The organism is Pedobacter sp. KACC 23697 (assembly GCF_045348445.1).
Taxonomy (GTDB): Bacteria; Bacteroidota; Bacteroidia; order Sphingobacteriales; family Sphingobacteriaceae; genus Pedobacter.
Window position 1 is genome coordinate 4,416,375 of the sequence record NZ_CP157485.1, and the last position, 11,424, is coordinate 4,427,798.

The following is an 11,424-nucleotide window of genomic DNA, read 5'->3' on the forward strand; positions in this document are numbered from 1 at the left end:
TTCATTTTAACAAGCATTTATCTAAAAATAATTGTCTTTAAAAAATATAAAAAATCAATTACAACAGTTGCCTGGTAGGATTATTGCGTATAGGTAAACAATAAAAAAGCCATTTGAAATTAATCAAATGGCTTTATATTTTAGTGGAGCTAACACTATCTAATTACACTGCCTTCCTGGAACTTTTCTACAGGCGCTACAAAAGTGAGTTTGCCTGCTGCATTTTCGGCCATCAAAATCATGCCTTGTGATAAAATTCCCTTAATCTCTCTAGGTGCCAGGTTCACTATCATGCTCACCTGCTTACCTATAATATCTTCAGGTTTATAATATTCTGCAATACCAGAAACCACGGTTCTTTCATCAATGCCTGTATTTACCGTTAACTTCAATAACTTTTTGGTTTTCTCTACCTTTTCTGCAGCTACAATAGTGGCTACGCGGATGTCCATGGCAGAAAAATCGTCGAACTGGATATTCTCTTTTGCCGGAGCAGCAACAACATTATTAGCCGCATTACTGGCCTTACTTTGATTCAATTTCGCGATCTGGAAGTCGATCTCTGCATCTTCAATTTTATCAAATAAGAGCACGGCCTCTCCAATATCATGACCACGTTTTAACAGGTTAACGGTACCCGCATCATCCCAATCATGACCGCCATTTTTAAGCATTTTCATTAACTTTTCTGCTGTAAAAGGCATAAAAGGTTCAATAAGGATCTGAATATTAGCCGCTATTTGAAGTGCAATATGCAGGATCGTTCTTACACGGTCTTCGTCAGTTTTAATGAGTTTCCAGGGTTCGGTTTCGGCCAGGTATTTGTTACCTAAACGGGCAACATTCATTACTTCTGATAAAGCCTCCCTAAAGCGGTAGTTTTCTATAGATGCAGAAATTTTAGCCGGATAACCTGCCAATTCATCAATAACAGCCTGATCAACTGCTGTAATTTCCATACAGGTTGGCACAGCACCATCAAAGTATTTATGCGTAAGCACCACCACGCGGTTTACAAAATTACCGAGTATTGCTACCAGTTCATTATTATTTCTAGCCTGAAAATCTTTCCAGGTAAAATCATTGTCTTTAGTTTCAGGAGCTGTTGCTGTTAATACATAACGTAATACATCTTGTTTTCCTTCAAACTCTCTTAAATATTCATTTAACCAAACGGCCCAATTTTTAGAAGTTGATATTTTTTGTCCTTCCAGGTTTAAGAATTCATTTGCAGGCACATTATCAGCCAAAGTATATTCACCATGTGCCATTAACATTGCCGGAAAAATAATGCAATGGAAAACAATATTATCTTTTCCGATAAAGTGAACCAACTTGGTTTCGTCGCTTTTCCAGTATTCTTCCCATCCACATTTATCGTTTTCGTAATTATTAATATAATATTCCTCTGCTTTTGGGTTCCACACATCAAGTTTGGCATAGTTACAGAGCTCCTTGGTTGCAGAAATATATCCTATTGGCGCATCAAACCAAACATAAAGTACCTTACCTTCCGCATCACGGAGTGGAACACGCACCCCCCAATCTAAATCTCTGGTCATTGCCCTTGGCTGCAAACCTGCGTTTAGCCAGCTTTGGCATTGGCCGTATACATTTGGTCGCCATTCTTTATGGCTTTCAATATAAGTCCGTAAACGATCTTCATATTTATCCAGTGGCAGAAACCAGTTTTTAGTTTCCTTTAAGATGGGCTTATCGCCGGATAAGGTAGATTTTGGATTGATTAAGTCGGTTGCATTAAGTGTAGAGCCACAGTTTTCGCACTGATCGCCATACGCATTTTCATTACCACATTTAGGGCAGGTACCCGTAATGTAACGATCGGCCAAAAATTGTTTTGCAGTGGGATCATAATATTGCTCGGTAACTTCTTCCGTAAAAACACCTTTCTCGTAAAGGGTTTCGAAGAAATCAGCAGCCGTTTGGTGATGCGTAAGCGATGAAGTACGGTGATAAATATCGAAAGATACGCCAAACTCTTTAAAAGAATCGCCAATGATTTTATGGTATTTATCTACCACTTCCTGTGGCGTAATGCCCTCTCTTTTGGCTTTTAAAGTAATGGGTACACCATTTTCATCAGATCCACAGATGAATTTTACATCGCGTTTATTCGATCTTAAATAACGGGCATAAATATCTGCAGGGATATAAACACCAGCCAGGTGCCCAATATGAACCGGTCCGTTTGTATACGGAAGCGCTGCAGTCACGGTATATCTTTTTATTTTACTATTATCCAAAACAATTTTTATTAATTTGGCAAAGATAAGTGTTTTTGAAGATGATTAAGCAGCCCCCGTATTTAAAAAAAGGAGATAAGATTGCGCTGGTATGTCCGGCAAAGAAATTACCCAAACCTATAGACCAAGCCATCGCGCAATTAGAAAGCTGGGGCCTGGAAGTTGTTATTGGCGATAGTGTATATGCCAGCCACCATCAATTTGCAGGGACCGATGCTTTAAGGACTAAAGATATTCAGCGTTTTTTAGATGACCCATCTATAAAAGCCATTATTTCAGGTCGCGGAGGCTACGGTACCATCCGGATTATTGACGACCTTGACTTTACAGAATTTAACAAGAACCCGAAATGGTTTGTAGGCTTTAGCGATATTACGGTTTTGCTATCACATTTAGTTGCGTTATGCAATTGCCAATGCATACATGCACAAATGCCTTACACATTTGATGAATCTACACCCGAGGCCTTACTTTCATTACAAAAAGCTTTATTTGGTGAAAAACAGGCTTATTCTTATCAAAGCTTATTTAAAAACAGGGCAGGAGAGGCAAGCGGGGTTTTAATTGGCGGCAATTTAACTCTGCTCACTATGGTGCAAGGTTCTGTTTCTGAAATGGATTTTACCAATAAAATACTCTTTTTGGAGGATGTAGGCGAACAAGAATATGGCATAGACCGCATGTTGCGCATGCTGAAAAGAGCAGGTAAGCTCAAACACTTAAAGGGTCTGATTATTGGTGCCTTTAATGAAATTGAAGAAGAGAAAATTTCTTTCGGGCAAACCGCGGATGAGGTAATCTGGGATATAGTTAAAGGTTACGATTTTCCGGTCTGCTTTAATTTCCCGACGGGTCATATCGATAATAACCTGTGTATGGTTTTAGGCGCTGAAGTGAACTTAAAAGTAAAAATAAACAACGTTCAATTTAAATATTTATAATATGGCAATTTTAGACAATTTAGGAAAATACCGCAATACCGGCCTTTTACTGCTCCGTATTGGTTTAGGCGTAATGTTCATTATTCATGGTTTCCCGAAACTTGCAGGCGGGCCAGGCGGCTGGACTAGCTTAGGCGGAAGCATGAAGGTAATCGGCATAGATTTTATACCGATATTTTGGGGCTTCATGGCGGCAGCAACAGAAACCTTTGGTGGTTTCCTGTTAATTGTAGGATTGTTTTTCCGCCCGGCATTGATTCTGTTAGTCTTTACGATGGCTATAGCTGCACTGGTTCATTTTGGCAAAGGCGAAGGCTTACAGGGTGCCAGCCACGCCATTGAATTAGGCATTGTATTTATCGGGTTGATTTTTATTGGGCCGGGTAAGTATAGTGTGGATAAGAAGTAAGAGGAATCTATTATATAAGTTAAACATTCAGCTCTTCAGGAGAATTTAGTTAAGCGTTCTGCTTTCAGCTAAAGATTTAAAAGCGAAACATCAATTTCAGATTGAAATTGATGTTTCGCTTAACAATACCCATTACTACGAAGTCTGCTTAAAAAGAATTATCTATCTTTTTAACGATTTAAAAACTGAAAAAATGAAATAATATCCTCTTCATCTTTTAAGCCCTTGTTGGTGGCTAAATATGCATCTACTTCACTCTTATGATCAGCAAAAGCACTTTCTATTGCTTTTTTATTAGGCTTAAGCTCTTTAAACTTTCCCTTTTCTACGTAGTAATACTTTTTATTTTCATCAATCACCTTATTGATATTCGCCGAGTTATATCCCTTGGCTTCCAGAACTATTTTTTTTGCTTTTTTATATAGTTTGAATTTCCCATCTGCTAAAGACTCAAAATATCCGTTAAGAGGTGCTCCGGCTTCCTTCGTTAAATAGATAAATTTTCTGCTAACATTTCCTGATTTAATTACAAATGAGGCTACTTTAGGCGTAAATTCGTAGCTGGCACCATTTGCCTGAAAAAGTAAATTATCTGCTACCTGATCATATTTCAGAGAAAGGTTCTGTACCAATTTCTTTTCATTGGTAATTACCTCGCCAGTCTTCCAGTCTGGAAACAAGTAAGCACTTCCTTCTACATTTTCGTATCTCTTATCAGTTAGTAGTTTTCCTTTTTCATCAGCCACAAATTGATATTGCGCCCTTAGATTATTTGCTGCAAGAAGCGAAACAAATAAGATTGTTCCTAAAATTTTAGTGTTTAATTTCATAGCGAAAAAAGATGAAGGAGCCCTGCTAAAGGCTCCTTATTAATAACAATTATTTACCAGGTAGGATTTTGTTGTGCCTTCAGGGTTGGGTTATTGGTTGTTTCAGAAAGTGGAATAGGCCATACAAATCTATAATCTGCATATGGAATTGCTGCTACAGATCTTGAACCTGCATATGGCGTAGATGAATTCCAGGAGGCAAATGTAGTGTTTGCAAATGAAACTTTGGCAGGGATACCACCAGTAGAAAATACTGGATCTGTAGCTAGCCTATGTATATCTCCCCAACGATGTCCTTCAGCCAGAAATTCAATTCTTCTTTCATCTAAAATAGCCTGTATTAAACTATTCGGTGTTACAAAATTTGCAATCGTATATTGATCTGCGACTGTAGTTACAGCTCGGTTACGTACTGCATTTAACAAGGCCAAAGCTCTCAGATCAAGACTATTGGTTCTGGCTAATGCTTCTGCCAGGTTTAATAAAACTTCTGAATATCGAATAATGGGGTTGGCATCAGTAAAGGTAGCCGGATCGCGATATTTGTTAGAAAAGTAAGCTCTGCCATCGTTAGTGGCCAATAGACTTCTCCTTAGGTCATTTGGTTTCCAAGATGCTGTATTCCAGATAATAGGTGAGATTGCGATCAAACCACGACCAGGAGTTTTGCTGTACATCGTCGAAATAGCACCATTTGTTCCCGAATTTCGGTTGGTATTATTCTCAATCGAGAATACAGACTCATTTGTACCATAATTTTGGGAAAATGGCGCATCTGGAGAACCTGCCAGTTCGTATGATCCTACAGAACTCTTAAATGGCGCGGTTGATGATACGATTTTATTACCTTCTTCAATCACTTTAGACCAATTATTCATATGCAAGTATATTCTGGTTTTAAGTGCAATGGCAGCTCCTTTTGTTGCATGCGTAATTTTTAAATTCGCGGTGGAATAAGTTGCAGGAAGGCTGTTTTCTGAATAGGTTAAATCTTCGATGATTTTATCATAGCATTCTTTAACGGTATTTCTACCTTGGCTAAGATTTTGGGTTACCCTTTCAGGTGTATTAACCGGCGTTGTACGATAAGGCACACCAGGGTGCGTTGCACCGGATGTATGTCCATAAGGACGTGCATAATGAATTAACAATTCATGGTGCGCCAAAGCCCTTAAAAAACGGGCCTCGCCCTCATACTGTTTAGCTAAATCGGCAGAAATTACCCCATTAGCGAGCGCACCCTGAACACCTTCTATTACCACATTCGCTCTATTAATTAATGCATAGAGCGTCTCCCACATAGCAGTTCCGTTTGGAGAGTTTGTAGCATTGGTTGTTTCATACGTAATTAAATAAAATGATGGCACAGCAATAACATCTTCTCCTCTTGCATCCTGCTGTTCTGTATTAGCAGCACCAAAAGGATACCCCCTGTTAGATCCGTCTGTGTAGGCGCCCGCTTGTGCTGCACTATACACACCATTAACGGCCTGAGCTACACGATCTGGTGTAGTGAAAGCAGTTTCTTCTGCGAAACTATTATTGGGTACTAAATCTGTAAATTTTTTGCATGAACTCACAGAAAGTGTAAGTCCAATTATCATAACAGTTACACTGCTACGGATATTTATTTTTTTAATTATACTTTTCATTTTCCTTTGATTTTGTGATAGACGATTAGAAACCCAGGTTTAAGCCAAAAGTAAATGTTCTCAACTGAGGGTTACCGTTAAAATCTACACCCGCACCCGATGTGTTTGTTTCCGGATCAAGTCCTTTATAGCCTGTTATAACAAATAAATTTTGTGCAGAGGCGTATACCCTTACTTTTCTAATGCTGCCTTTTGATAAAATTGAACTTGGTAATGAATAACCTAGGGCTAAGTTGTCCATTCTTAAAAAGTCACCCTTTTCAACAAATCTTGACACTGCATTATTATCTAAATTGATAAATGCACCCCTAGCTGCCCACAATCTAGGCATTTGCCCGTCGCCAGGATTTTCCGCACTTTGCCATCTGCCTAAAACTTCAACACTATTGTTTACAAAGTTGTTGCTTAATAAATCCTGTCTGGTCCTATTCATAATATAGTTTCCGCCCTGGAATCTTAAGAATACATTCAAATCAAAATCACCATAAGTAACAGTATTATTAAAACCACCAAACCATTTCGGTAATGAGTTACCTAAAATTACTTTATCATTTGCTGTTAAAGATGAACGGTTATCTGGGTTAGTTGCGCTAACAGGTTGTGCCGCATTAAAGAAATAATTTGGATTGGCAGGATCATATTTATAATAAGTAGTGTTACTTATTCTTCCCTGAACCAGGCTACCATCTGCCTTAACATATAAAGGATTACCGTTTGCCGCATTTACACCAGCATACTGATAACCGTACAATGTTCTGATGGATTCGCCAACGCGGGTTAAATTGTAATCTCCTACGATATCATTTCCGTCAACCAGTCCTGTAACTTTATTACTTTGTACCGAGAAATTCAATGTCGTATTCCATTTTACTTTACCGGCTGGAAGTACGTCTGCATTCACAGAGAATTCCCACCCTTTGTTCGTCATACTACCCACATTTCTGCTGATTGAGTTTCCAGGAACACCCAATACCGGTGCTGTTGGAGCAGCTAAAATCAAATCTTTGGTATCTTGCTTCCAGTAGCTAACACTTAGATTAACACGGTTACTCAATACGCCAACATCCAAGCCTACATCATATTTTTTCTGTGATTCCCATTTCAACAATGGGTTTCCGGTATTATTAAAGCCAATCCCTCCCTGGTTTCCATAAAGAGCCGCACCGTAAGTACCAAAGTATGGGAAAGAACCAATATCCGTATTACCTACTTCAGCAAATGATGCCTTCAGTCTTAAATCAGAAATGAAACTTAAACCTTCAGCATTTTTAAAGAATTCTTCCTGATTAATACGGTATTGAACACCCACACCAGGAAAATACCCCACTCTATTGCCCATTGGCAATGAAGATAAGGCATCTCTACGGATCGATCCGGTGATGTAGTATTTGTTTTTATAATTATAGTTTAATCTACCTAAATAGGATTCAATGCCATTCAGAGTTAAACCACCCGATACTGTTGGTGTAATAAATGTTCCGGATGTAATGTTCTGATTAAAGTAGATGTTTAAAAGATTCGACACATTTGCCTGGAAAAACGACGATCTCTGTTTTTGAAGCTCGGATACTAATGTTACATCTATGTTATGTTCACCGTTGATAGATTTGGTATATGATAAAATATTTTGCCAGTTCCATCTGAAAAACGGACTATATGCCTGTGACATTGATCCATTACTGCTAAAGCCATCACCATGACGGGGATCAGTATAAACAAAATCTTCGATGTATGATCCATCTATACCAAGCTGTGTTTTAAATTTCAATCCATCCATAATCTTCGCTTCCAGATATGTAGACCCGATTAAGCGAATAGTTTGCGATTGACGTACGTTATTATCCAATACAAATCTGATATTAGGGATGTTATCCGAAATAGGACTCAAATTTGCGCCCGGACCAAGCGATCTTCTGTCAGCACTGATATTGTAGCCTGTGATATCTGTAGCACTATAGACCGGAACATTTGGAAGCATACGTGTAGCAGCAAAAATATTTCCGGATAAGTTATTTGAACCGGCTAACGGACCTAAGTTCTTCTGATAGGTTACCCCTGATGTGATACCAAAAGTTAAAAAGTTAGTAATTTTCTGATCCAGATTGGCTCTAAAACTATATTTTCTTAAAGAGTTAGACACAATTGCGCCTTTTTGATCGGTAAAACCAAGCGACATGAAATATTTAGTTTTATCTGTACCGCCAGAAGCAGATACGGAATGACTTTGCTGCACTGATTGCTGGAAAACAGCATCTTGCCAATCGGTATCAACAAAGCCGCCTGATCCATCTGGAGTAGGTTTAGCCTGTGGCGTTTGCCCCGCATTGGTGAAGCGCTCATTCGCAATAGTTACAAATTCATCCGCATTTAACAGGTCAAAACGGCTGGAAATATTGGCTATTGCGGTCCAACCATCATAGTTAAACTGTGTACCTGATTTTCCCCTCTTGGTGGTAATTAAAACAACACCATTTGCTGCTCTTGATCCATAAATAGCAGTTGCAGCACCATCCTTTAGGATTTCAATTGATTCAATATCGTTAGAATTGATATCCGCCAATGCATTCACCGATGTAAATCCACCTACATCACCACTAATTACCGGAATTCCATCAACCACATATAAAGGCGATGCGCCTGAAGTAATAGAGTTGATACCGCGAATCCGTACCTGCGGCGCTTGCCCCAATAAACCTGATGGCGTAATAACCTGAACACCAGTAGCTTTACCAGCTAACGCCCTATCGAATGAAGGTGCTGGAATATTTTGAAGTGACTCTCCGGTTACTTTGGCAACACTTCCGATCACATCCTTTTTAGAAGCCGTACCATAACCTACAACAACAACATCTGTTAGCGATTGAGCATCTGACACTAAGCTTACACTTATTGAATTCCGACCACCAATGGAAACAGATTGACTTACGTAGCCTATAGAACTGAATTCAATTGCAGACGCTGATGACGCGACCCTTATGGTAAATTTACCATCGGCACCAGTTGTAGTTCCACTAGATGTACCTTTAATTTTAACACTTACGCCAGGAAGTGGCAACCCATCTCCCTTACCCGTAACTGTACCAGTGATTGTTCTTTCTTGCGCCATTGCAGAAGATGCAATGAATAGCAATATGAACAAACTTTGTAGAAGTTTTTTCATAAAAATTTAGTTTAGTTAATAATGATACAAGATATGATTTAGTATGATGTAATGCAAGTTTTACAAATATTTTTTCACACCTTATTTTATTAAAACGCTTAACATAATAGTTAGCATTCGAATCGAAGTAATTCTTTAATAAAATTTTAACTAAAATGTAACTATTTACCACAAAAAAACACCCTGATCATCTAAACCACAGTTAAGCAGTCATTGTTAATTTTTTTAAAATTTCTCTTAGGGAGAAAAGCCATATTGCAATAAAAAAAATATACATATTTTTCTAAATAGCGGGCATTTACAAAAAGCTAATAGTTGAAATCTCCATGATCTTATTCCTTAAAACTTAAATATCTGATAACATTAACAAAGCAGGAGTATAATATAATATTCATTTTCAAGAAATAAACAAACTACAATTAATCGTCAAAGAACAAGAAAACAACTATAATAAAAAGCATTTTTTATAGTTGTTAACCGCTATTAAAAAGCAAACACCTAAATCACTTCACGAACCATCAAGCATTATTGTATTTTTAGTTGGAAAAAAAAGGCCATCTAATAAGTCTCTTTTTTAAAAAAGCGAAAAATAAAATTTACCTAAAATCTTTTATAATACAAAAAGGGCAATTTTCAAAATTGAAAATTGCCCTTTTTGATATTCAGGTTAGGCCGTTATTGGTATTCGGCCAAATTAATTCTGAGACGGCTGTCTTGTTTTTACTTTTGAGACAGCCGTATTATAAATTGTTATTAGTAGCCCGCATTTTGTTGACCTTGTAATCCAGGGTTATTATCAATCTCTCTTTGAGGAATTGGTAATATGGTTTTGGCACCACCAAATGCTGCCGCTGCATTACCGGTCCTAAGGCCTTGTCTATTACGAAGCAAATCCATTCTGCTATGGCCCTCAAAAGCCAACTCTTTACGTCTTTCGATTAACAAAGCGTCGATAAGTGCTTGTTGAGTCACTACAGCTTTTGGAAGTAATCCTGCTCTACTTCTGATTCTGGTATTCAAAATCGTAACAGCTTCAACACTTGGGGTTGTACTTTGGTGTGCTAATGCTTCAGCAAGGTTTAAATACACTTCTGTAGTACGGATTACTGGAGAATTATCAGAATTATTTACTGCATCAGGAAACTTAGAAGTAAATAAGTGAGGCAAGCCATCTGCCGCATTTCCTGATATTTTCAAATTATAACGTTTGTCTCCAGATTCTGAAGTATAAGCATTGATCAGGTCTTGAGAGAAAGGTGCATCACCACGCCCCCCTAATGCCGCTGGGTTATAATAAGAAGCCCAGCCGCCGGAACCCGTTCTACCGTTATCGATAGCGCTGTTCTGAATGGTGAATACATCCTCACTAGTATTACCACTATAGAAAGCGTAATTTGGCGCAGTATCATAAATACCTTGTGCCAATGTGCTTCTTGCTGCACTTTCTGCTTTAGCCCATTCTTCTCTGTACAAATATAATCTTGACAGAAGCGCATAAGCAGCGCCTTTAGTTGCACGACCGCGGGTATCAGCTGCATCGTCATAAGATTGAGGCAAAGCAGGTATGGCTTCAGTCAAGTCCTGAACAACCTGTGCATGCACTTGATTTAACGTATTTCTTGATGGGTACTTAACTGTACCATCAAATGGCTCTAGCACTAAAGGAACAGCCAGGTTACTTCCTGAACTAACCTGGAATGGTTGGGCAAAGAAATTAGCCAACTGAAAATAAGCTAATGCGCGTAAAAATTTGGCTTCACCAGCATACTGTGCCTTTTCTGCAGCAGATAAACCATCTACAAGATTAATTTTTGCGATAACGTTATTCGCTCGGGTAATCACTTGATAGTGAACTTGCCACATGGTAGCTACGTTTACGTTTGTAGATACTGTTGAAAAGTTGTTTAACTCTTGTAGTGTAGGGAAAGTACCTACAAAGTCAACATTATTTCCCATGTAGTCGCCGATTACCTGGGGTAAACTTCCGTAAAAATCAAAAGTTTGGGCAGTACTGTAAACACCTCTAAGTGCACCTAATGCTGTTGATGGCGAGTTAAACGCAACTTCTTCAGCAATATCCTGTTGTGGTAATTTTTCCAATTCTTTCTTGCACGATGAGAAAGACAGTACAAGAGCTGAGGATATAATATAATATTTTAATTTCATCT

General features: G+C 38.4%; 7 protein-coding genes. 2 read left to right on the forward strand and 5 right to left on the reverse strand.

From position 1 onward, the window contains the following. Positions 1-155 precede the first annotated feature (155 nt). The gene (metG, locus tag ABEG20_RS17855) at positions 156-2,264 is read right to left on the reverse strand and encodes a methionine--tRNA ligase (protein WP_406824608.1); all 2,109 of its coding nucleotides are present in this window, start codon (positions 2,262-2,264) and stop codon (positions 156-158) included. Between the two features lie 41 nt (positions 2,265-2,305). Here metG and ABEG20_RS17860 point away from each other — a divergent pair, with 41 nt between their 5' ends. Together ABEG20_RS17860 and ABEG20_RS17865 are read left to right on the forward strand one after the other, a co-directional pair. Beyond that, the gene (locus ABEG20_RS17860) at positions 2,306-3,205 is read left to right on the forward strand and encodes an LD-carboxypeptidase (protein WP_406824609.1); all 900 of its coding nucleotides are present in this window, start codon (positions 2,306-2,308) and stop codon (positions 3,203-3,205) included. 1 nt (position 3,206) lies between these two features. Further along, entirely contained in the window at positions 3,207-3,614 is a 408-nt protein-coding gene (locus tag ABEG20_RS17865; RefSeq protein WP_406824610.1) for a DoxX family protein, read from the forward strand. A gap of 170 nt (positions 3,615-3,784) precedes the next feature. Here the strand turns inward: ABEG20_RS17865 and ABEG20_RS17870 are convergent, their stop codons facing one another. The 4 genes from ABEG20_RS17870 to ABEG20_RS17885 form a co-directional block, all read right to left on the reverse strand. Next, complete coding sequence (locus tag ABEG20_RS17870) at positions 3,785-4,444, reverse strand: hypothetical protein (protein WP_406824611.1); 660 nt, start codon at positions 4,442-4,444, stop codon at positions 3,785-3,787. 53 nt (positions 4,445-4,497) lie between these two features. Then, positions 4,498-6,096, reverse strand: a complete 1,599-nt coding sequence (locus ABEG20_RS17875; RefSeq protein ID WP_406824612.1) for a RagB/SusD family nutrient uptake outer membrane protein — start codon at positions 6,094-6,096, stop codon at positions 4,498-4,500. A 25-nt stretch (positions 6,097-6,121) separates the two neighbouring features. After that, positions 6,122-9,256, reverse strand: a complete 3,135-nt coding sequence (locus tag ABEG20_RS17880) for a SusC/RagA family TonB-linked outer membrane protein (protein ID WP_406824613.1) — start codon at positions 9,254-9,256, stop codon at positions 6,122-6,124. 753 nt (positions 9,257-10,009) lie between these two features. Next, the gene (locus ABEG20_RS17885; protein ID WP_406824614.1) at positions 10,010-11,422 is read right to left on the reverse strand and encodes a RagB/SusD family nutrient uptake outer membrane protein; all 1,413 of its coding nucleotides are present in this window, start codon (positions 11,420-11,422) and stop codon (positions 10,010-10,012) included. Positions 11,423-11,424: the final 2 nt, after the last annotated feature.